Here is a 23,063-nt window from a genome sequence, read left to right as displayed (position 1 = left end):
TTTTATTTGATAACAAATGTTATCGTCTACCGAAAATCGAGTTTCGAACTTTGCATCATAAAATTAAATATTATGAAAGCAGCAGTAGTTTATACGAAAGGCGAAATGCCTAAATATGCAGAATTTGCAGAACCAATTGTTCAAAACGAAAATCAGATTTTAATTTCAGTTAAAGCTGTAGGTATTACAAATCTGGATAAAGGAAAAGCCTCAGGAAAACATTATTCTTCAGAAAACAAGAATGAAAATGGTTTTGTTATTGGAAGCGATTGCGTTGGTTTACTCGAAAACGGAACTAGAGTTTATGCTCGCGGAATTTCAGGTACAATGGCTGAAAAGGCAATAATTGATAAAAATATACTTGTAAAGTTGCCTGAAGGAATTAGCGATGCAGTCGCAGCTTCGTTGCCAAATGCAGTTGCAGGTTCAGCAATGGCTTTGCGGTTTCGTGCCAATATCAAAACTGGAGATACTGTTTTGATCAACGGAGCAACCGGATTTACAGGTCAAATAGCAATTCAGATTGCAAAATATTATGGAGCGAAAAAAATAATTGTTACCGGAAGAAATGAAAAAATACTTCAAAACCTAAAAGAATTAGGCGCTGATGAAACAATTTCATTAAAACAACACGATGATGTGTTTATTTCTCAATTAAATGAAATTCATCAAAATACACCAATTGACATTATTTTGGATTATTTATGGGGACATCCTGCAGAGTTGGTTCTTTCTGTTTTAAAAGGAAATGGATCTTTTACCAATAAAATAAGATATGTGACTATTGGCGGAATGGCTGGTGACAGTATTCAGTTATCATCAGGAATTTTAAGAAGCGTTGATCTGCAATTATCTGGTTCTGGTTTAGGAAGCTGGTCAAAAGAAGAAGTGAAATTATTATTTTCAGAAATACTTCCGGAAATGTTTCTTTTGGCAGCTCAGAATAAAATGAAAGTGAATATCGAAACAGGAAATCTTGTTGACATTGAAGAAATGTGGGCAAAAGAAGTTTTAGACGGTCAACGACTGGTTGTTCTTATCTAACTTAATATTTTTAAAAGAAAAAAGGTTTGACAATCATTTTGTCAAACCTTTTTTTAAATTCTTTTATTCAGACAAGTATGCTTTATGGGACTAATATTTCAATAAATCCAAAAGTGTTTCTTCAAAACGATCTTTTGCCAAAAACTGATCTTCCAAAGCTTTTGTAAACGGAATTGGAGAATCCAAACTTGCAACTCTTTTTACAGGACCATCTAAAAATTCAAAACAGTTTTCCATAATCAAAGAAGAAATATCGCTTGCAATTCCGCCAAACATAGTATCTTCCTGATAAATAATGGCTTTTCCTGTTTTTTTTACTGAAGCAAAAATCGCTTCAGTATCTAAAGGTTGCAATGTTCTTAAATCAATTAAATCAGCATTAATTTGTGGATTCTTTTCCAAAGTGTCTAAAGCCCAATGAACAGTTGCTCCGAAAGCAATAATGGTTACTGCGTTTCCTTCTTTTATTAAAGCTGCTTTTCCAAAAGGAATAGTGTAATAATCTGTTGGAACATCTTGATAAATACTTCTGTACAATTGTTTATGCTCAAAAAACAATACCGGATTTGGATCATTTATAGAAGTATTAAGTAGTCCTTTTGCATCATAAGGAAAAGCTGGATAAACTACTTTTAAACCAGGAGTTTTTGTAAACCAGGCTTCATTTGTTTGCGAATGAAAAGGTCCAGCCTGAGTTCCGCCACCGCAAGGCATACGAACCACAACGTCAGCATTTTCACCCCAACGATAATGTGATTTTGCCAGTAAATTAACAATCGGGTTAAAACCAGTTGAAACAAAATCAGCAAACTGCATTTCTACGATTGCTTTATAACCGTTAATTGATAATCCCATTCCGGTTGAAACAACAGCACTTTCGCAAATTGGCGTATTTCGGATTCTTTCTCTTCCAAAAGCGTCTACAAATCCTTCTGTAATTTTAAAAGCGCCACCATATTCAGCGATGTCTTGCCCCATAATGACTAAGTTTTTATTACGCCACATCGATTGTTCCAAACTATTTCGAATAGCATCAATAAAACGGATATTTTTTACTTCTTCGCCATGAGTATATTCTTCATATTCAAATTCTTTATAAACATCATCTAATTCTCCACTGTAAGTAGGAATGATTTCAGGCTCAGCATTTGCAATAGCTAAATTTTCATCAATTTCTTGTTTGATTTCTTTGTGAAGCTGTTCATCAAATTCGGCTGTAAGAACATCAATTTCTATCAAATATTTTCTGTAATTCGTTACAGGATCTTTAGCTGCCCATTCATCCATTAATTCTTGCGGAACATATTTTGTGCCACTCGCCTCTTCATGGCCTCGCATCCTAAAAGTTTTAAATTCCAATAAAACTGGACGCGGATTGATCTGCATTTCTTCTTTTAACTGTGAAAGCTTGTTGTAAACTTCCAGAATATTGTTTCCGTCAATAATCCAGCTCTCCATTCCGTAGCCAATGCCTTTGTCTGCCAGATTTTCACATAAATATTGTTCATTTGTAGGTGTCGAAAGCCCGTAACCATTATTTTCAATGACGAACATTACAGGTAACTTCCATACAGCAGCAATGTTTAAAGCTTCATGAAAATCGCCTTCGCTTGTTGCACCTTCTCCTGTGAAAACGGCGGTGATTTTTTTATTATTTTGAAGTTTATTGGCTAATGCAATTCCATCTGCGATACCTAATTGTGGTCCCAGATGTGAAATCATTCCGATTATCTTATATTCTTGCGTTCCAAAGTGAAAACTTCTGTCTCTTCCTTTTGTAAAACCGTTTGCTTTTCCTTGCCATTGCGAGAACAATCGATGAAGCGGAATGTTTCTTGTAGTGAAAACACCAAGATTTCTATGCATCGGTAATACATATTCAGATTCATCTAAAACAGCTGTAACGCCCACAGCAATAGCTTCCTGCCCGATTCCGGAGAACCATTTTGATACTTTACCCTGACGAATCAGAATCAGCATTTTTTCTTCGATTAATCGAGGTTTAAGAATTTTTTTATATAAATCTAATAATTGAGCGTCAGTTAGGTTTTGTCTGTTAAAGATCATTCGGTGTATGTTTTTTAGTGTTTCAAATATAAAAAATTATAACAATTTTATTTGTTTTTGTTATAAAATTTCAATTTTAATATAACTTTTAAAATTCAATTCTAAAATATTCTCTACCTTTGTTTCTGAAAGGTTTTTTCGACACCTTTCATCTTTAAACAAAAAATGTAAAGTATGCAAAACATTCCTAGTGTAGACTTACGTGATTTCCTTTCGGACGACCCGAAACGTAAACAAAAATTTGTAAATGAAATCGGCAGTGCATTTGAAAACATTGGCTTCGTAGCCCTAAAAGGTCATTTCTTAGATGATCAATTGGTAGACGAGCTTTATAGCGAAATTAGAAAATTTTTCGCTTTGCCAATAGAAACTAAGCATAATTATGAAATTCCTGGTATTGGCGGACAAAGAGGTTATGTATCTTTTGGAAAAGAACATGCTAAAGGACGCAAAGAAGGAGATTTAAAAGAATTTTGGCACTTTGGTCAGTATGTTGACAAAGAATCAAGATGGGCTTCAGAATATCCAGACAATGTTGAAGTAAAAGAATTGCCACGTTTTAATGAAGTTGGTAAAGATGCCTACCAAATGCTTGAGAAAACAGGTGTTTATGTGCTTAGAGCTTTAGCTTTGCATTTAGGTTTAGATGAGTTTTATTTTGATGAATATGCTAAAGAAGGAAACTCAATTTTAAGACCAATTCACTATCCTCCAATTACTTCTGAGCCAGAAAACGCAATTCGTGCAGCGGCTCATGGTGATATCAATCTTATCACACTTTTAATGGGAGCACAAGGAAAAGGATTGCAGGTTCAAAATCATGATGGAGAATGGATCGACGCCATCGCAGCTGATGATGAATTAGTAATTAATGTTGGGGATATGTTGTCAAGACATACAAACAATAAATTAAAATCAACAATTCACCAAGTGGTAAATCCGCCGAGAGAATTATGGGGAACTTCTCGTTTTTCAGTTCCGTTTTTCATGCATCCAGTAAGCGATATGCGTTTGGATTGTTTAGAAAACTGTATCGATGACGAAAACCCTAAAAAATATGAAGATATTTCTGCGGGAGAGTTTTTACACGAACGTTTAGTAGAATTGGGTTTAATTAAAAAATAAAATCTAAAATTCTCAATTTTAAAATTCCAAATTCCAAGAAATACCTTATTTTGGAATTTGGAATTTCATTTTTACATAACTTTAAATATTCGAATTTAATATATTATGGATTTAAAAGATCAGTTGAAAAACTTATTTCCGGATCACATGGAATCAAATGAACCTGAAGAAATTCAGGCAGAAGAGCATGTATTGTATGTTCAGAAAGAGCCTATGATTTGTAAATTTGAAAAACGAAAAGGGAAAGCCACCACTATAATTGAAGGCTATGAAGGCTCAGATGAAGATTTTAAAATCTTAGCCAAAGAAATCAAAACAAAACTTAGCGTTGGCGGAACTTTTAAAGACGATTCAATCATCATTCAAGGTGATTATCGTGACAAAATAATGGCTATTTTAAAAGAAAAAGGATTTAAAACAAAACGTGTAGGAGGCTAAAAAGTTTAATGTTTCAGGTTTCAAGTTATGTGAATCTGAAACAAAAAACTTAGAATCTTAGCATCTTAGAAACTTAGCATCTTAAAAAATATGATACAAGCATCAGAATTAATACTTAACCCAGACGGAAGCGTTTATCACTTAAACCTTCGTCCTGAACATATTGCACACGACATTATTTTTGTTGGAGATCAAAACAGAGTAGAAAAAATCACTCAGTTTTTTGAAAAAATTGAATTTTCGACACAAAAAAGAGAATTTAAAACCCAAACCGGAATTTATAAAGGAAAAAGAATTTCAGTTATTTCTACAGGAATCGGTCCGGACAATATTGATATTGTACTAAATGAATTGGATGCATTGGTAAATATTAATTTGGAAACGCGTACACCAAAAGAAAATTTAACTTCTCTAAATATTGTCAGAATTGGGACTTCGGGTTCTTTGCAGGAAGATATTCCTGTTGATAGTTTTGTGATGTCAAAATTCGGACTTGGACTTGATAATATGCTTCGCTCCTATTTGATTGATGATGTTTCAAATGCTGCTATTGAAGATGCTTTTATCATGCATACAAATTGGGATATCCGCAAGGGAAGACCTTATGCGATTGCGTGTTCTGAAAAATTAGAAAAAATCATTGAATCAGAAAAAATATTTAAAGGAATTACGGCTACTGCAGGCGGTTTTTATGGACCTCAGGGACGTGTTTTGCGTTTGAATATTCAAGATGAAGAATTAAACAATAAAATGGATAATTTTGATTTTGATGGCACTAAAATCACTAATTTAGAGATGGAAACAGCGGCAATTTATGGGTTATCAGCACTGTTAGGACATAATGCACTATCTTTAAATGCCATTATTGCCAATCGTGCATCTGGAACTTTCAGCGAAGATCCTTATAAAGCTGTTGATGAACTTATTACATATACGCTTAACAAACTTGCCGAAAAATAATGGGACACATTTTTACTCATATTTTACAGAGATTCTTTTTTGGTATTGGAGGTTTGATTAGATGGTGTTTTTTTCAATTGCTAAACGCATCTATTGAAGAAAAATATCCTAAAGATTTAGATTATTATATGGATTTGAAAAATCAAGTCTTAGATAAAAATGGTTTTACAACAGCGAATAAAAACTTTTTTGTGTCTATATTCATTTTTGTAAGTTTTATTTTGTTGATAAAAAAAATTGAAGGATAAATATTTAAATCAGTTCAGAAGTAATTAGCTCGTGGAAAACGCTATTCTTAAATTTGAAAAGTTATTGAGGGAAAATGTTAACTATTTTCCCGAAATTAGTAAAAATGTTTTAGAAGAAAAAAAAACTGGAAAATGGTCTAAGAAAGAGATTTTAGGGCATTTAGTAGATTCGGCGGTTCATAATTTGGTACGTTTTACAGAAATTAATTATGCAGAGAAACCATATAGACACAGACCGTATAATCAAATAGATTTAGTAAATTTAAATCAGTATCAGGAGATGGATATTGACGAGTTAATACAACTTTGGTTTGTACTGAACAATCAAATTGTAAAGATTATGAAATCTGTTAATGAGGAAGCTTTGAATTATAAAATTGTTCTAAGTGATGAATCTGTTATCGATTTAAGGTTTCTTATGACAGATTATGTGGAACATTTAGAACATCATATCAATCAGATAAAATCCTAAAATTTTATGTTTTTAAGAGTTGCACGACACACCGATGATTTAAAAAAAATTGAAGATTTTTATGTAAATATTCTTGGTTTTGAACAATTGGGAGAGTTTCTAAATCATAATAATTACAATGGAATTTTCATTGGGAAATCAGGTTTAGACTGGCATTTTGAATTCACTCAGTCCAATAATAAAGCAAAACATACATTTGATGAAGACGACGTTATTGTACTGTATCCGAAATCAATTTTAGATTATAATAATCTCATAAACAAACTTGAACACCATAATATCTCAACTATAGCTGCAACAAATCCATTTTGGAATGAAAACGGAAAAATGATTCAGGATCCAGATGGTTATCGTATAGTTATATCACCATTAAAAGCTGAAATAAGCGAAATTGAATAAACAAATTAGACAATTAGTCAATTTGAAAATTAGATAATTCAAAGCCACTTCCAAATCATTAAAGGATTGGGTAATTAAAAAATAATTTCAGATTAAATAATGACAGAAACACACAAAAAAATACTTTTTAAATATTACAGCGATTATTTAGAAGACAATGTTTCAGAAACCATGTGGGCTGAAATTATAGATTTAGAAAAAGGTCTTTTTAAATTGGATAATATTCCATTTTTTGGACCACTTATTGCGACAGATGATTTGTTTTTTGCTGAATTTGACGAGAAGGAAAATCGCTTTGTCTACAAAGAAACTATTGAAAATTCAGGAAATTCGATTGTTCAGGTTTTAATTTTAGAAAAAGGATTTGATAAAGAAATTATCCGAGAAAAATTAAAAGCAATTAATTGCCAGTCTGAAGGTTTAAACGAAACTTTATTTGCAGTTGAAATTGTTCGTGATGTTGATTATTCATTAGTAAAAAGCATTTTGAACGAATATGAATCGGAAGAAATAATTGAATATGCTGAGCCATGTCTTTCAGACAAACATCGGGCAGATTTATTAAAAAACTAAACAAACAAAACTTAAGAATACGCATACCAAACTTAACTTAAACTTAAAACTGTAATGAAAACCGTAAACATTGTGGGTGTTCCCGAACACTTCAATTTGCCATGGCATCTATGCATTGAAAATGGCGAATTTGAGGCAGAAAGCATTGATTTGCAATGGAAAGATATTCCTGAAGGAACAGGCAAGATGTGCCAGATGCTTCGTGATGGAGAAGCTGATATTGCCGTTATCCTGACAGAAGGAATTGTCAAAGATATTTTGGCAGGAAATCCAAGCAAAATTGTTCAGATTTATGTACAGTCTCCTTTAATTTGGGGAATTCATGTAGCAGCTAAATCAGATTTTCAAACTGTAAAAGATTTAGAAAACAAAAAAGTGGCAATTTCAAGAATTGGATCAGGTTCGCAACTAATGGCGTATGTAAATGCTGCTGAACAAGGTTGGGAACAAGATGAATTGAAATTTGAAATCATCAATACAATTGATGGCGCTGTTGAAGCTTTGACAAACGGAACTGCAGATTATTTTATGTGGGAACGTTTTATGACGAAACCTCTGGTTGACAAAGGTGTGTTCAGACGTGTGGGTGACTGCCCTACGCCATGGCCTTCTTTTGTAATTGCAGTTCGTGATGAATTTTTGAAAAAGAACACAAAAGCAATGGAGAAAATTCTCGAAATTATCAATAAAACAACGCAGGATTTTGCTCAAATTCCACATATTGACAAAACATTAGCTGAACTTTTTAATCAAAAAAAAGAAGACATTCGCGAGTGGCTGAAACTCACACAATGGTCTCAAAAACATTTAAACGAAAAAGCATTTACGAAAATTCAAAATCAATTATTCGATCTGGGAATTATCGATAAAAAAAGTACTTTTGTTGAAACCGTAAAAGCGCTTTAAAAAACTGCTTTGAATTTTTATGATGAAATTCCCTAAAATTGACTTTCCGCAATTAAAATCCAAATTACAGGTGAAATCACCTTATGACAGGATTATTATTATGCTGTTGAGTCTTTTGATCACCATTCCGATTTTCATCATTCTGCATCAAAATCTCCGCGATTTAAATTGGGCTTTCAATTTAGATCGCGTCTTTATTTTTCTTTTTGTTTTTGCGGCTATCTTTTTATTGTTGATGTTGCTGCGAACGATAATAATTTTGTGTGTTGCAGTTTATTTGCTGGTTTTGTTTTATGGTTCTGTCATTGGAAATTATGGTTTCAGTGAAATTTCAGAAGACTATAATTCGATGATTTATACCATGTCTGACAATCCTTTTCCACAAGATATCATTGTGGCAAAATTGCTTCCATTTCCAAATAAATCAAAAATTATAAATGCGATTGAATATCAAAATCCAAAAGTTCGGAATTTTGCTATTATGGCGACTACAAAGCATTTTAAAGGTCTTAAAGGCTATTCAGATTATCGTACTACAATTCAATGTTTCGCCGTTTTTAAAGAAATCAACAGCCGATGGAATTATGTAAATGATCCAAAGGAAGGTGATTATATTGCAACTGCAAGCGAATCTTTGGAATATTTTTCCGGAGATTGTGATGATCATTCCATTTTAATGGCAGCTGCAATTCGGGCAATTGGCGGAACTCCGAGGCTTATTCATACCAAAGGCCATATTTATCCAGAAATTTTAATTGGTTCTTTAATTGATTTAGAAAAGGTCAATTTCCTGATAAAAAATGTTCTTTTTGTCAAAGAAAGTTATGGCAAAAAAATACATTACCATATTGATGAACGCGGACAAGTCTGGATGAATTTAGATTATACCGCTACCTATCCTGGCGGGCCATTTTTATATGAGGAAATTTTGGGAGAATTAACGCTTAACTAAATAATGAATTTCATTCTGTTTTTCATATTTTCATAAATCACATTTTTGATTTTGCATATAATTCTCTTCCAAGCGCAGCAAAAAAAGGAAGTGAAACAGAATTGTATTCGTAAACACCATCATTAAAAATACCATCTTTATTGACCAATATTGTTGCGGACAACATAAATTCAACTTTATTTTCAGTATCAATTATATAAGCTGTTTCTGTCATGGTTCCGTATGCTTGACCAATTTTATTGTATATTTTTATGTTATCAGGGATTTGATTTTTTGTATCACCAAACATGAAAAATTTACAGTAGCTGTCATAATATTCTTTTGGGTTATAACCAGCATTTCGAGGTAAATTCTGCATCGAAAACAAAATAAACTCACGCTCTTTATCTGTTATTTTAAAACGTTCACTTTCATTAAAAGCTTCAGGAAATACAATTCTTTTTAATGTATTATGAAGCGTTTCTAACGGATAATAATTTTTCTTAGAAAAGTCAAAAGGTTCATTTACAAGTTGATCGCCTTTAATAAATCCTGTTCCTTTAATGAGGTTATTAAGTTCTAATGTTGCACTTTTTTCGTTTAATTTTGAAGGAAAAACTTCAATAGATCCGTTATCTTTGTATAATGTAACCGATTTTACAAGAGGATTTGAAGGTTCAGAACCAGAAAGTCTGTGACTGATTCTGAAAGGCTCTAATCCTTTTTCTTTCATTTTTTGATTGATATAATCAAAACCTGTAAACTCAAATAAATTGCTGCTGGCCACATTATCGCTTACAGCAAAAACTTTAGTGATTTCATCAGCAAATTTTAGTTTTTCAGAACTTCCTTCTATAGTATAAATGCTATTTACAGACGTATTTTCTATAGTATTTAACTTTTCAAGTGCTAAAATTGCTATTGGAAATTTTATAGTACTTGCTGGATAATAATAGTTTGATGCGTCTAAATTATATGTATAATCCTTAAATGTGATTTTTCCTTTGTCTCTTACAATTTGAGTGTAAATGATTTGAAGCTCATATTGCTTTGAATTTTTTATTACCTCTTTTATTTTTTCATTATCAGTAGCTAATACTTTTTCTAGAACATTCTTTTTAGAACTACAGTTATAGAGCAACAGAATGGCAAAATATAAAATTGCTTTTTTTATTAACGACATAATTTAAGTTAAAATGAAAACTCAAATATAAAAAATGAATATTAGTTTTACATCTTTAGTGAAAATATGTAGTACGTTTATCTTCAAATTATTACAAAACACAGCCATTTAAGTTGTTTTTTTTACTTTTAATCCTATTAGATTGTAAATATTTGATTATAAATATTTTAACTATTGTTTTTTTTTGTAACTTTTCCTGTCTAATTTTTTAATCACAGAATTATGAAAAAATCTAAATTATTTATCTTCGGAATTTTATTATCTGCAGTATTAATTCTTTCATGCAACAAAGCAAAAAGAAATGAATTAGTAAGTTCGTGGAAAGTTACGGGTGTTGAAGCAAACAAAAAACCACTTTCTGATTCATTGAAAAATGTGATTCTTACTAACGGCCAATTAACTTTTACTGAAGATGGTCATGTAACAGGATTTTTACTAAGAGAAATGACAGATGGTACTTATGCTTTAACCAAAAAAGGTAAAAGCCTTGTAATTAAAGACGAAACAGGTACTCCGTGGCCTTGTGTGAGCACTATCACTGATGACAATCTAATTTTAGAGACTGATGAAGTAAAATTGACTCTTAAAAAGATTTGATCTCTTCACTCACAAATAAACAATAACCACAAAAAAATCATTGAAAACTCCTAAATAATCTCAAGTTTTTAGGAGTTTTTTATTTTACAGAATTCAAAACGAGTTTCTTTTTTAACCAAAATAAAAGTTAGTTATATGAAGACAAAAATTAGAATTTTAATGATTTTTGCTTTTTTGAGCACAATAATTTATTCCGAAAAAAACTTTGCCTGCACAAGAATAGTTTATCAAGGTCCGAATGGCACTATTTTAACCGCTCGCTCAATGGACTGGAGAGGCGAAATTCCGGCTAATTTGTGGGTTTTTCCAAGAGGAATTGAAAGGTTTGGAGAAGCCGGAAATAACTCCGTTAAATGGAAAGCAAAATTTGGAAGTGTGGTTACAAGTTCTTGGGACATTGCTTCTTCTGATGGAATGAACGAAAAAGGTTTGGTTGGGAATTTACTCTGGCTAGCTGAATCAACTTATCCACAATTTGAAAAAAACAGCAAAACAAAAGGTTTGGCAGTCTCATTATGGCTCCAATATGTTTTGGATAATTTTTCTACTGTTTCTGAAGCTGTAGATGCTTTGGAGAAAAATGAATTTACTGTAACATCTTCACATATTCCGGGCACAGATATTTTTGCGACAGTACATTTGTCAATATCTGACGCATCTGGAGATAATGCAATTTTTGAATATATAAACGGAAAATTGGTAATTCATCATGACAAATCATATGTAGCGATGACAAACTCTCCTATTTTTGATGAACAACTGGCTATAAATGCGTATTGGAAAAGTATTCCAGGAACAATAATGCTGCCAGGAACAAATAGAGCCGCAGATCGATTTGTGAGAGCTCATTATTATATAGATGCCATTCCTAAAACCGATAATATAAGAACTGCGCTTGCAAGCGTTTTTGGCGTGATTAGAAATTGTTCTGTACCACTTGGAATTTCTTCTGCTACAGAACCAAATATATCGTCAACACGATGGAGAACTGTTGCTGATCAAAAAAATCTGGTTTACTATTTTGACAATGTCTTAAATCCAAATGTGGTTTGGGTTGAATTTAGTAAACTTGATTTTAGCGAAAAAGCTAAAGTGCGAAAACTTAGCTTGGCTAATAATGAAAATTATTCTGGAGAATCTTCGATGAATTTTCAGGCGATGGCGCCATTCAAATTTGCAGGTTTAGATTAAATGAAAACTTTAATTAAAAAACAGAACCCTCAGAAATCCTGAGGGTTTTGTTTTTTGAAATTAAGATAAACCGCGTGTCAGCCAACCTTTTTTATTGGCAGTAGCTATCGCGTAAGGTGTTATCCAAAACAAACTGAAAGTATAAAATATACTGTAAGAATAAGCCCAAAAAGCATCAGCAAAACTGTATCTTTTAGCATAAAATAACACTGAAAACGTTGACACAATTAAGATGCTTAAAAGTGTTGAACTAAAAAACAATACTGGATGCACAGCTATAAAAAATAGCATAAATAACAAGAATGGATATGCCATAATTATTTTTAAAGACTGATTTATGAACAAAAGTCTTGCGCCAAATTTAGACTCATTTCTAAAATCTTTAAAAACATATTGCGCCATCATGATATTCTCGCGAACATTGCTTCTGCCCCATCTGATAAACATTTTGTACAAACCTTTATATTCTTCCGGAACGTTTGTTAAAACGTAAGCATTTCTTTGAAACAAAACATGAAGCCCTTGTTTTAAAATCATATTTGTCATAGCTCGGTCTTCACCAATATCTGATGGTTGCCCCATAAAGGTTTGATTAATCCATTCTGGCAGACATTCAAATACGGCATCTCTTCTGTATGCTGCTGCTGCGCCAGGCGTGCATAACACAGACCCCAGCATACTTTCAGCTGAACGCATGAATTCGAAACTCATCACAAAACTAACGTTCAGCATTTTTGGCAATAAGGCTTTTTTATTGTTTAAAACATGAACATTTCCTGCAACGGCGCCACATTTTTGATCAACAACAAACGGACTTACTAAATTTCGCAATGTATCTTTTTTTACAATTGAATCACTATCAACAGTTACAAAAATTTCTCCCGTACCAAGTTCGAATCCGCGGTGTAGCGCGTGACGTTTTCCTTTATTTTCAGGCTGCTGATAAATAGATAAACGATTCCCAAGCTTAATTTTTGCCTGTTGCATCCAATACCAAGTATCATCTTTACTTCCATCATCAATAGCAAGTATTTGAAGTTTTTGCTCTGGAAAATCGCTGTCTGCAAGGCTTAATAAGGTTTCCCAAACTAATTTTCCTTCGTTGTAAGCGGGAACAATTACTGTACAAGTTGGCAATAAATCATCTGAAACTGATTCAATTGGCTTGTATTTAAAATATAAATACAAATTGTACAAAAATGAACCTGTCTGAAAAAAGAACAAAGCTGCGGCTAGAATTAAAAATGGAAATCCCCAACTCGAATTTATTCTATCCAATTGAAATTGATCAAAATCAGATTGCAAAGTATAAACTACAAAAGCGCCTCCTAACATTAGTAAAAAAGTACCTGCGAGTACAATTGAACCTAATGGGCTTGATGTTTTTTCAGTTGATTTTTTAAGGGATTTGGTATTCGAACTAAAAATTGATTTTTTTAATATTTGTTCTTTTGTGTTGAGATTTTTATCTGAAGTATAAAATGATTCAGAAATAATTGTTTCACTTTTCATGAGGCTATTTGCTTTTATCGTAAAATGGCTTTTAAATTGACCATTTCTGCTTTTTTCTTTTTCGTTAAACAATGAAAAATGAATTACACAAAAATGGACTGTATTCCATTTTACAAGCGTTGTGCCATAAAAAATAAAAACTGATAATTAGCGATTTAGCAAATTTTAACTAAAATTAAGATGTATAAAATTTATACAGTTGTAAAAAGTTTATACTTTATATTTGAAAAAAAATCCCCAGAAATAGGGCTGTCCGGAGATTTTAAAAACGAAATTTATTTGATATTATTGTTTTTGTCTTTTAGAATTTTTCCATCTTTGGTGAATTCTAAATCAATACCATTTGTTAAATCGACGTCCAGATCTTTGTGTCCATAATCGATATGCGTAATCTTTTCATTTGGATAATTCTTAGAAACGTAATCTTTAATGTTTGCCGGAATAAAGTCTGTCGGGATCGGATTTTTTTCTCCATCAACTTCACGATACGAGCCATCTTTCCAAAATTCAACTTCGGTTCCGTCTTTTAATATAACTTCATAGCCTTTTTCACCATGTTCTGCATCTTTTTTAGCAATATCTACAGTTGTATAACTAAAATGTTTTAGAAGAAATTCCTGTGCCGCTTTTGGCAATTCAGTAGTTTCAATTCTTTTCTGAGCTTTGGCCGATATTACAAAACCGAATAATAATGCGACAATTATATGATGTGTTTTCATAATTTACACTTTTTAAATTTCGTATGTAGCTAATTTACAATTACTAACACCGAATTCAAATCAAATTAAGAAAGCTTTTGGTTTTTTTGAAGTACTTTTTTGCTACATTTAATCTTTAAATATCCTGAATTTTGTAAATAAAATAATTATAATAAGTACTTTAAAAACATCTAAAATTAATTTAATATATGGGTTTCTTTTCGAGATTATTTGGGTTAGATATGCCTACACCTACTCCATTAACAGACAATAGCGGTAGACGAATTGTTAAAGAAGAAAAAGTGGAACAAAAAATTCCGTTACCGGGAAATCCTTTTTTTACAAATGCTCCAGAACACTGGCCTTTGATTACTGATGAATTTTTAAGCAGCAATAAAGAATTCAGTAATAATTTTGACGAGAAAACAGGCGATATTATTCTGAGAAAAAGGATGTTTATGGTAAATTCATTGGTTTTAATTGGCAAACTAAATGAATGGCTTTCGAAAAAAACAAATAAAAAGGTTGAAAATGATTATGGTGGTTCTTTATTGGAAAACACTGATAAATATGCTACAAGTCTTTGTATTGATAAAGTTTTCGAAAAAGGCATTTTCAAAACAAATGGAATTGTTATAGATGATTATAAAAAATATGCTGTTTTACTATTTGACAGACCAGAATCAATACATTATATCAATAAGGTAAAAGAATATTTTTTAAAAGAAGGCTTTGAAGATCTAATTTATTATGCAGTTACAGATCCAAATACTGTTGAAGAAAATGAAAAAGAAGTTGAATTTGAAACTTTTAGCATAAACAGTTTTAATTTAGATAAAGAAAAGCAAACACTAGAGGACAGTAAATACAAAGAATATGAGTTATGGTGGAACGGCGAGCAAAATATTAGTTTTGATCAATCTGAGTTATTGCCTGTTTTAAAAGAATATCATACCAATTGTGCCGATTGTTATTCTTATATATTAGGAAAATTCAGTTATGCATTAAAATTAAGTAGTGATGATACGCGAATTGCTCTTCCAGAATATGACGAATTGATTATTACCGGACCTGAAAATGTTGATATAATAATGACACTTTCAAAGAAATCAGGAATTAATTTTCACTTTCGTGCTATTCCGGTTTTTGAAAATTACAGAAATAATTTTATAAAAACGTTTGCTCTTTTGTGCAAAGATTTAAAGCAGCAAGTTGTAGAACAAAATTTTGATAGAGATCCGTTTTTTGTTGACCCTATCTGGTTAGATGAATTAGTAAACGTAGTCAAAAATAATAATGAAATTCATTCTTTTAGTCTCATTAAGGAAGGTCTTTTTGATAATCGTTTGAATTAAAAATAATTTAATAAAGTATAGCTATGGAAGATCAAAAAAATCAAGAAGCTAATTCAGATAAAATACCAAAAGTTACTGGAGTTGGCGGCATTTTCTTTTTTACTGAAAACCCGAAAGAAACAAGAGAATGGTATGCTAAAAATTTAGGACTTGAAGTCAATGATTGGGGATCAACATTTGAATCCAGAAATGTTGACAATCCAGATTTAAAGGAAGCACTTCAATGGAGTCCGTTCAAGAAAAATGATGATTATTTTTCTCCTTCTAAAAAAGAGTTTATGATTAATTATCGCGTGCAAAACATTGAAGGATTGATAGATCAACTGAAAGAAAACGGAGTGACAGTTTTGGATGATATTGCCACTTATGATTATGGCAAATTTGTCCATATTATGGATGCGGATGGCAATAAAATTGAACTTTGGGAACCGATTTAATGAAATAAAACATAATAAAAAAAGCTCCAAAATCAATTGATCTTGGAGTTTTTTCGATTATAAATTTTAATTTACCACGGACTTTCTTCGCTTTCGTCTTCAATATCGTTGCTAAAAAACTTTCCTGTTGGCCCGTTTTCATCTGTCAAAGTATGTTTGATGATGAAGCTTGCAGCACTTTCAACACTTCCAGGTCCGTTAAAATTATTGAAATCAGTCGCGGTATAACCCGGATCGATTGAATTCACTTTAAATGGCAAATCTTTTAATTCAAAAGCCAAAGCGACTGTAAAAGCGTTTAAAGCTGTTTTTGATGAAACATATGAAACCGCCTTAAATGGATAATATTTCCAAGTTGGATCACTGTGTAAAGTAAGCGAACCTAGACCAGATGTAATATTGCTGATTCTTGGACTGTCCGATTTTTTAAGCAAATCAAGAAACAATTGAGTAACTCTGATAACTCCGAAGAAATTCGTATCAAATGTCTCTTGTATGTTTTCAATTGAAGTTGTAGAAGAATTTTGCGGCATTGCTCCTAAAACTCCGGCATTATTGATCAAAATATCAAGTTTGCCTTGTTCTTTTTCGATGCTATTCTTAGCGGCTAAAACACTCTCCTGATTCGTAACATCAATTTGGATTGCTTTTACGTTTTCAAATCCGTTTTGAGCTAATTCGGCAACTACTTCTTCTCCTTTTACAAGATCTCGACTTCCTAAATAAACAAATAAACCTTTTTTCGAAAGCTGTTTAACTATTTCTAAACCAATGCTTCTGTTTGCACCTGTAATTAATACTGATTTCATTTTTTACGTTTTAAAATTATTAATACAAAGTTGCAACCCTAAAAAATAGAAACATTTGCCAAATGGCAAAAAAACAATTTAACGTATGTTTTTCCTAATTCGGCTTAATGAAGACTGCGTGATTCCAAGATAAGAAGCTAAATAAGAAAGCGGAATTCGATTGATGACATTCGGGAACATTTTCATAAAAGACAAATAACGAGTCGTTGCATCCTCTGAAACAAGTGGGCTTCTTCTGGCAACTTTCTGAATTAAAGCTTTTGAAATTATTTTATGAACAATGGTGTCCCAACCAATAATAGTATCTAATAATTCCTGCCAGCCTTTCTTTGAAAAAACAATGATTTTACAATCTGTAACCGCTTGTACATAGCACGACGAACAAATGCCATTATCGAAACTTTCTAAATCTACAACGAGATTGTTTTCTTCAATAAAGTATTTTGTAATTTCTTCGCCTTTATTATCATAATAACAAACACGCATTATTCCGTCTATTATAAAACCAACTTCAGCCGCGACTTTTCCTGCTTCTGCAAAATACTTCTCTTTGCGAATTTCTCTTTCTTGTCCTTTTGATAAAATCAAATCAATTTGCTGCTGATTCAAATTGCCAAATTGCAATATATAATTTACTAGTTCTTTCATGCATGAAAGTTAAGCATAACTTTTTAGTACAAATTTGTCATTTGGCAAAAAAATAAAGTTTCTGAAAATATTTTCTAAGTCCGAATTAAATCAATTTTATAAATACACCGATAAGTCCAGCAATTAAAATGATATAAGGCTCTTGGATTTTTTTTAAATAAATCAAGGCCAAAACAGTCAAAATGGCAATTATTGCTGTTGGTATATCGATAATACTTCGCAAGGAAATAACAACTACAGATCCAACTAAAGCGCCAATTACAACAGCAGTAATTCCTTCCACAAAAGCTTTTACCGATTTATTATCGGCAATTTTCTTGAAATACGGCGCCAATATAATCGTAAACAAATAACAAGGTAAAAAAGTGGCTAAAGCTGCTATTAAAGCGCCCGAAAATCCGTTAACTAAATAGCCAATAAAGCCCACAGTTATTACAACTGGCCCCGGCGTAATCATTGCTACGGCGACAGAATCCAGAAATTGCTGTTCAGTGAGCCAATGGTTTTCTGCTACAACGCCAGAGTGCAAAAACGGAACAATGGCTAATCCGCTTCCAAAAACAAATGCGCCTGCTTTAGCAAAAAATAGAGCTAATTTAACGAGTGTTGATTCTTCTGAATTCCAAAGAGTAAATTGAAATAAAACCAAAGAATTTGTTGTTTTAAAATTCCACCATTTTGGAGGAGCTGTGAAAATCATATAAAAAAATCCAGCTAAAATAAAGAGTAAAATTTGCTCCTTTTCAGTTACAAACGTTACGATTGCGGCTGAAATAAAAAACAACCAAAGCAGCCATTTCGATTTAAAAGATTCGAGATTTAATTTTCCGATAGATTTCAAAGTCAACTTATAAGAACTGAGTGCAATAATGCCAACAACTGAAGCGCCGACGCCGTAAAATACAGCTTGAATCCATGTTAGGCCACCATATAATTTATAAACAATTCCTAGTAGGACAACCATTATAAATGAAGGTAAAATAAACGCAAAACCGGCTAATGTTGCTCCTAAAAAACTATAATGGACAAATCCTATATAAATTCCTAATTGTGCTGCGAGCGGCCCCGGAGCAAGCTGCGCCAAAGCTAATCCTTGTTTGTATTCTTCCTCAGTAATCCATTTTCGGTCTTCTACCAAATCTTTGTGCATATAGCCAACTAAGGCGACAGGACCGCCAAAACCTGTTGTTCCGAGTTTTAGAAAGTAAAGTGTTAATTGCAACAAACTGTATTTTGATGTTTTTTCCATAATTAAAACGCAATTCCAAATTGAAAGCCTACTGTGAAAGTTGCAGGATGGTCATTCCCGAATCGGACTGGCAATGGCACGGCGGCATAATAACTGCAACTCTTGTTTTTAATTATAGTTTTATTGAATACGGGTGTGAAACCATATCTGCCACTCGTTTCAAAAGCCGCTCTTCCGGCAAAAGTGTATCCTTTTCCTAATGCGACCAAAACTCCAGGATGAAATAATAAATTGGTTACTTTATCAGTTCCGTTATCGTCTTTTATGTTTGGGACAAATTCAAGCGAAAAACCAATTTTTTCACTTTTCCAAATATTAATTCCAGTCGGAAAGCCTACTGCGTAATAATCCCTGAAATTTACAGTCGTTTCATCTTTACTAAATGTAACTATTGGATGCATTATCCCAAAATATCCTGTTATTTTTGGATATGTTGTTTGAGATGAAACATTGATACTAAATAGTAATATTGCAAAAAGAAAGATTGATTTTGAGTACATTGGTTTTGTTTTAGTTATAAAAACAAAATTAAAAACCATGTACAGCTTAAAATAGAATCTTATTTACCTTTTGTATCAGGATTACTTTTTGCACTTTTTTTTCGATAAGCCGATGGATTTTTGCCCGTATGTGCTTTGAAAATCCTGGTAAAATGACTTTGGTCTGAAAATCCAGTCATATAGGCAATTTCGGTTAAGGAATGAGAGGAATTTGAAATAAGGCTGATTGCTTTTTCGATTCGGAGCTTTCTAACATATTCTCCAAAATTCAGATCTTCAAAATGTTTAGAAAATTCTCGCGATAAATAGGACGGATTTAGGTCTAATTCATTAGAAATTTTCTTTAAATCAAATGCGAATTGAGCATCAATCTGATCCTGAATTATTTCTTTTAAATCTTTTACCCAAGTTGGTGTTTTGGCTGAAGATTTTTTGTCTTTCAGAAATTTATTGTAAACTTCATGAAGCAAATTCTCAAAAGGGCTATTTTGCAAATGATTTTGTTTGTATAGATGAGTTGCCCAACTATACAAAGCATCGTAGAGAATCATTCCTGTTTCCAGCAATTTATAATCATCCGTAATATTATAAGAAAGTCCAGCTGAAATCGCCCAAAGTCCAGCTGATTCTTTTGCAATATCATGACGATCTGTATCTGCTCCTCTTACAATACCCGCGATAATTGAAATTGCGGGATCATCAATCTCATATTTTTTAATGATATAATCAAAAGTGCTTTGATCTTCATAATGCGTAAATTCAACATCTGGAATATCAAACGGAATTGCATTTAGTTCTTTTGCTTTTTGCAAAACGATATTAAACGGCACATAAATGAACTCAGCCTCAGCGTCAACAAATTTTCGAATTAGCCAAGGGCATGCAATTCTGTCTATTTTTGGACGTTCTCTGGTAATCCATTTCATTTGATAAAATTTTATAATTTCGGATGTTCAAATCTAATAAAATCATTTGGTTACAAATTATGCAGATTCTTCTTTTTACGAATCAATCTGAATAATAAAAACAGAAACCTATACAAAAGTAAATGAAAAATACCCAGATGGAAATGTTGTAATTGACTCAAATACCTGAATAATTTATGGTGAGAAATAAAAAAAACTCCTTGAGAAATCAGGGAGTTTTTTTTGATGCTATTTCATTATCTAATAATTTTTATAAATGCACTATAAACATCATCTTTAATTGAGGTTCGCATATACATCATGTTTTCGTCTTGTTCCTTTAAATCGTATGAAATAAGGCCGGCATCGCAATAATAAAGCAGTAGATTGTCATCAACTGGAAACTCGATATTTGAAATCGGCATGGTTGTTAACTTTTTGTCTAATACGATTTCTCCATTGTCTAAAAGTATTTGAAAAAGTTTCTTCTTTTGGGTATATCCCCATAAATTATCATTTTCCTGAGTGATGTATTCAATATTATCGTCTTTAAAATCAGTTTTCCATAACTGAGTTCCAGTTTTTGAATCAACAGCATATACAGAAGTCACATTTGAACCTTGGGCTGCAAAATATATTTTTTTATCCTTGCAAAAGATTCGATTCTTGATATTATTCTGGTTTTCATCAAATTTAAATTCCCATAAAATATCTGCTTTATTCGGACTTAAAGCAAAAAGTGTATTTTTTTCAGTTGCAACAAACACATTTTCTCCATCTGTAACAGGTTTTCCGGTTATAGCTTCATCAAAAGTTTTTTGATAAATGATTTTTCCTGTATTGGCATCAAAACAATAAAAAGTTGATCCGCTTTGAGTAAATACTTTATTATCAAAACTAAGAACCGGAGCATGATTCTGTAAAGCATCTAGTTTGCAACTCCATGCTAAACTTCCGTTTTTGATATCAAGAGCATAAATGCTGCTGTTTTGGGTTTGAGTTGTAATATACAGTTTTCCATTATTTATAGTTGGAGCCTGGTCTTTTAGTACAATTTGATCTGTTATATTGCCGATTCTTGATTTCCAAAAAAGAGTACCTGTTTGATTATCAATTGCGAAAATTTCGCCATTTACAAACGGTACATATACAACGCCATCCTGCAGCGTTACAGCATTTGCACACATTTCGGTATGCGAATCTGAAGCTTTTACAGTCCAAACAATCGTTTCAGATTCTAAATCAAAGGAAAAAAGAGTACCATCGTAATCATAAAGCAAGATTGAAGCTTCGTCTAATGGAACTTTTTTTAGTGGGCTTATCGATTTGTTAGAGACAGCGTCAGTGAGTGTTGACGCATTATTCTCAGCTGGTTTTGAATTGGTTGTCGTTTGTGCAAAAATATTTATAACACTAAATACAAACAAAAGAGTTATTAGATTTTTTTTCATTTTAAGATTTGGTTTGATGATTTGATTTATTTGTTCAGCAATAAATTTGCCAAAAAAATAAATTTCCATGTCAAATATAATTAAAATGTTCTAGAGGTTATTAGTTCTTTTTTTGTGAATTAGAATATCTACAGGTGCTGGCTTGTATTCCTAGTTCAAAGCAATAAAATGTTATAATTTTTTTTGAATTGCTATGTATTTTCTTTTTTATTAGATAACTGGAGTACTTTGTTTTGGATCAAAAAGCATCGCGGTACATAAGCAATTTTTTCTTTCCTTACTAATTAATATTGGACAGTTTACACATGATTTGCAGCTCTCCCAAAACATTTCATCTGAAGTTAATTCTGCAAAAGTAACCGGTTCAAAACCTAGTTCATGATTCATTTTCATAACGGCTAGACCTGAAGTTAAGCTGAATATACGAGCCTCGGGATACATTTCACGGCTTAGCTCAAAAATCTTTCTTTTAATTTTTTTTGCAAGTCCGGTATGTCTGAATTCAGGCGCTACAATTAGTCCGGAATTAGAAACAAATTTTCCATTCTCCCAAGAAGTAATAAAAGAGAACCCAGCCCATCTCCCGTCTGAGGCAAAAGCGATTACAGCTTCACCTTTATTTATTTTTGTTTCAAGAAATTCAGGAGAACGACCAGAAATTCCAGTGCCTCGGGCTACCGCAGAAGAAAATGTCACATCGCAGATTTCTTTGATCCAAAAAGTATGAGTAGATCTGGCTTTTTCAATAGTAAATTCAACTAATTCTTCTGTCTCTTCAGCAACTGAAAATGTTGTTCTGTTGCGAAATGAGCTTGAAAAAAAGAGATTTTTATTTGTTAGATTTATTTTAGGATCTATTATGGGGTTTACAATTTTCATGATAGTTTTAGATATTAAGATGCTGAAATACAAATTGAAAGTTTCAAGTTATATGAGTTAGACAATTTGAGAAATCAACAAAACAGCTGTAAAGAAAACTATGGCAAAGACCATTAAATTGATAAACCTATCTTTATTTTGCAAAGATTTATTTGATACATATAGTTTTGTAATCTCCTTGCTTCTTGTTTTATTTGTTTTCATATTTTTTTAATTTATATCCTGTTTTGGTGTTAATTTAAATTGATTTATCGAGTAAAAACAAAGGGCATGCCAGAATAAAAAAAAGAAAATAAGTGTTTAAATATCAATGTATTGCAAAATACAAAAGACCTATGTGTTTTAAAAAGCTATCAAAATGATAAGATTGGCCTTTCAAAATGAAAGGAATATTTTTATATCGTAACACTCGGCTTGGCTGGAGTAGTTCAAAATGCTTTTTCGCGATAGGACTAAGCGTAAAAAGACAAAATCTTTTTTATAAAA

Annotated in this window: 24 protein-coding genes; 13 read left to right on the top strand and 11 right to left on the bottom strand. The window is 32.1% G+C overall.

Annotation, left to right across the window (positions count from 1 at the left end; translation table 11 throughout):
- Positions 1 to 72 precede the first annotated feature (72 nt).
- Entirely contained in the window at positions 73 to 1,044 is a 972-nt protein-coding gene (locus tag FN795_RS00610; RefSeq protein WP_142448793.1) for a quinone oxidoreductase family protein, read from the top strand.
- 90 nt (positions 1,045 to 1,134) lie between these two features.
- On the opposite strand, the gene FN795_RS00605 is transcribed toward FN795_RS00610, so the two are convergent.
- Complete coding sequence (locus FN795_RS00605) at positions 1,135 to 3,111, bottom strand: alpha-ketoacid dehydrogenase subunit alpha/beta (protein WP_142448792.1); 1,977 nt, start codon at positions 3,109 to 3,111, stop codon at positions 1,135 to 1,137.
- 174 nt (positions 3,112 to 3,285) lie between these two features.
- On the opposite strand from FN795_RS00605, the gene FN795_RS00600 reads away from it, so the two are divergent.
- The 8 genes from FN795_RS00600 (at position 3,286) to FN795_RS00565 (ending at position 9,184) form a co-directional block, all read left to right on the top strand.
- On the top strand, positions 3,286 to 4,236 hold the full coding sequence (locus FN795_RS00600) for an isopenicillin N synthase family dioxygenase (RefSeq protein WP_142448791.1): 951 nt from the start codon (positions 3,286 to 3,288) through the stop codon (positions 4,234 to 4,236).
- Positions 4,237 to 4,341: 105 nt separating this feature from the next.
- Positions 4,342 to 4,674, top strand: coding sequence for a translation initiation factor (locus tag FN795_RS00595; protein ID WP_035643764.1), 333 nt, complete (start codon positions 4,342 to 4,344; stop codon positions 4,672 to 4,674).
- A 90-nt stretch (positions 4,675 to 4,764) separates the two neighbouring features.
- Positions 4,765 to 5,634 (top strand): nucleoside phosphorylase, encoded by an 870-nt coding sequence (locus FN795_RS00590; RefSeq protein WP_142448790.1) that lies wholly within the window; start codon positions 4,765 to 4,767, stop codon positions 5,632 to 5,634.
- 312 nt (positions 5,635 to 5,946) lie between these two features.
- Positions 5,947 to 6,354: a DinB family protein gene (locus FN795_RS00585; protein ID WP_154275388.1), complete on the top strand. Its 408-nt coding sequence runs from the start codon at positions 5,947 to 5,949 to the stop codon at positions 6,352 to 6,354.
- A gap of 6 nt (positions 6,355 to 6,360) precedes the next feature.
- A complete protein-coding gene (locus tag FN795_RS00580) occupies positions 6,361 to 6,753 on the top strand; it encodes a VOC family protein (protein WP_142448788.1) in 393 nt (130 codons plus the stop codon).
- A gap of 99 nt (positions 6,754 to 6,852) precedes the next feature.
- On the top strand, positions 6,853 to 7,326 hold the full coding sequence (locus FN795_RS00575; protein WP_035643756.1) for a DUF4265 domain-containing protein: 474 nt from the start codon (positions 6,853 to 6,855) through the stop codon (positions 7,324 to 7,326).
- A gap of 54 nt (positions 7,327 to 7,380) precedes the next feature.
- A complete protein-coding gene (locus FN795_RS00570) occupies positions 7,381 to 8,232 on the top strand; it encodes a substrate-binding domain-containing protein (RefSeq protein WP_142448787.1) in 852 nt (283 codons plus the stop codon).
- Positions 8,233 to 8,251: 19 nt separating this feature from the next.
- Positions 8,252 to 9,184, top strand: coding sequence for a transglutaminase (locus tag FN795_RS00565; RefSeq protein WP_142448786.1), 933 nt, complete (start codon positions 8,252 to 8,254; stop codon positions 9,182 to 9,184).
- Positions 9,185 to 9,221: 37 nt separating this feature from the next.
- Here FN795_RS00565 and FN795_RS00560 read toward each other — a convergent pair whose 3' ends face one another.
- On the bottom strand, positions 9,222 to 10,346 hold the full coding sequence (locus FN795_RS00560) for a serine hydrolase (protein WP_142448785.1): 1,125 nt from the start codon (positions 10,344 to 10,346) through the stop codon (positions 9,222 to 9,224).
- A 222-nt stretch (positions 10,347 to 10,568) separates the two neighbouring features.
- On the opposite strand from FN795_RS00560, the gene FN795_RS00555 reads away from it, so the two are divergent.
- Together FN795_RS00555 and FN795_RS00550 are read left to right on the top strand one after the other, a co-directional pair.
- On the top strand, positions 10,569 to 10,943 hold the full coding sequence (locus tag FN795_RS00555; protein ID WP_035643749.1) for a hypothetical protein: 375 nt from the start codon (positions 10,569 to 10,571) through the stop codon (positions 10,941 to 10,943).
- Positions 10,944 to 11,078: 135 nt separating this feature from the next.
- Complete coding sequence (locus tag FN795_RS00550; RefSeq protein ID WP_142448784.1) at positions 11,079 to 12,134, top strand: linear amide C-N hydrolase; 1,056 nt, start codon at positions 11,079 to 11,081, stop codon at positions 12,132 to 12,134.
- A 60-nt stretch (positions 12,135 to 12,194) separates the two neighbouring features.
- Here the strand turns inward: FN795_RS00550 and FN795_RS00545 are convergent, their stop codons facing one another.
- Both FN795_RS00545 and FN795_RS00540 read right to left on the bottom strand, forming a co-directional pair.
- Positions 12,195 to 13,646: a glycosyltransferase gene (locus FN795_RS00545; protein WP_142448783.1), complete on the bottom strand. Its 1,452-nt coding sequence runs from the start codon at positions 13,644 to 13,646 to the stop codon at positions 12,195 to 12,197.
- 275 nt (positions 13,647 to 13,921) lie between these two features.
- Positions 13,922 to 14,365 (bottom strand): PepSY-like domain-containing protein, encoded by a 444-nt coding sequence (locus tag FN795_RS00540; protein ID WP_142448782.1) that lies wholly within the window; start codon positions 14,363 to 14,365, stop codon positions 13,922 to 13,924.
- A 188-nt stretch (positions 14,366 to 14,553) separates the two neighbouring features.
- Between FN795_RS00540 and FN795_RS00535 the strand changes: the two genes are divergently transcribed.
- Positions 14,554 to 15,699 carry a hypothetical protein gene (locus FN795_RS00535; RefSeq protein ID WP_142448781.1) on the top strand — a complete coding sequence of 382 codons (1,146 nt, stop codon included), beginning with the start codon at positions 14,554 to 14,556 and terminating at the stop codon, positions 15,697 to 15,699.
- A gap of 23 nt (positions 15,700 to 15,722) precedes the next feature.
- A complete protein-coding gene (locus FN795_RS00530; RefSeq protein ID WP_142448780.1) occupies positions 15,723 to 16,136 on the top strand; it encodes a VOC family protein in 414 nt (137 codons plus the stop codon).
- A gap of 71 nt (positions 16,137 to 16,207) precedes the next feature.
- On the opposite strand, the gene FN795_RS00525 is transcribed toward FN795_RS00530, so the two are convergent.
- The 7 genes from FN795_RS00525 to FN795_RS00495 all read right to left on the bottom strand — a co-directional run bounded on the left by FN795_RS00525 (position 16,208) and on the right by FN795_RS00495 (position 22,577).
- The gene (locus tag FN795_RS00525) at positions 16,208 to 16,945 is read right to left on the bottom strand and encodes an SDR family oxidoreductase (protein WP_142448779.1); all 738 of its coding nucleotides are present in this window, start codon (positions 16,943 to 16,945) and stop codon (positions 16,208 to 16,210) included.
- 78 nt (positions 16,946 to 17,023) lie between these two features.
- Entirely contained in the window at positions 17,024 to 17,593 is a 570-nt protein-coding gene (locus FN795_RS00520) for a Crp/Fnr family transcriptional regulator (RefSeq protein ID WP_142448778.1), read from the bottom strand.
- Between the two features lie 85 nt (positions 17,594 to 17,678).
- Complete coding sequence (locus FN795_RS00515; RefSeq protein ID WP_142448777.1) at positions 17,679 to 18,842, bottom strand: chromate transporter; 1,164 nt, start codon at positions 18,840 to 18,842, stop codon at positions 17,679 to 17,681.
- Positions 18,843 to 18,844: 2 nt separating this feature from the next.
- Positions 18,845 to 19,342: a hypothetical protein gene (locus FN795_RS00510; protein WP_142448776.1), complete on the bottom strand. Its 498-nt coding sequence runs from the start codon at positions 19,340 to 19,342 to the stop codon at positions 18,845 to 18,847.
- A gap of 59 nt (positions 19,343 to 19,401) precedes the next feature.
- A complete protein-coding gene (locus FN795_RS00505; RefSeq protein WP_142448775.1) occupies positions 19,402 to 20,268 on the bottom strand; it encodes a chromate resistance protein ChrB domain-containing protein in 867 nt (288 codons plus the stop codon).
- A 236-nt stretch (positions 20,269 to 20,504) separates the two neighbouring features.
- Entirely contained in the window at positions 20,505 to 21,698 is a 1,194-nt protein-coding gene (locus tag FN795_RS00500; RefSeq protein WP_142448774.1) for an outer membrane protein assembly factor BamB family protein, read from the bottom strand.
- Positions 21,699 to 21,908: 210 nt separating this feature from the next.
- Complete coding sequence (locus tag FN795_RS00495; protein WP_244289929.1) at positions 21,909 to 22,577, bottom strand: GNAT family N-acetyltransferase; 669 nt, start codon at positions 22,575 to 22,577, stop codon at positions 21,909 to 21,911.
- Positions 22,578 to 23,063 lie beyond the last annotated feature (486 nt).

This window comes from Flavobacterium resistens, from assembly GCF_900182645.1.
Taxonomy (GTDB): Bacteria; Bacteroidota; Bacteroidia; order Flavobacteriales; family Flavobacteriaceae; genus Flavobacterium; species Flavobacterium resistens.
Note: the sequence above shows the minus strand (reverse complement) of the source record. Positions and strands in the feature narration are given on the sequence as shown.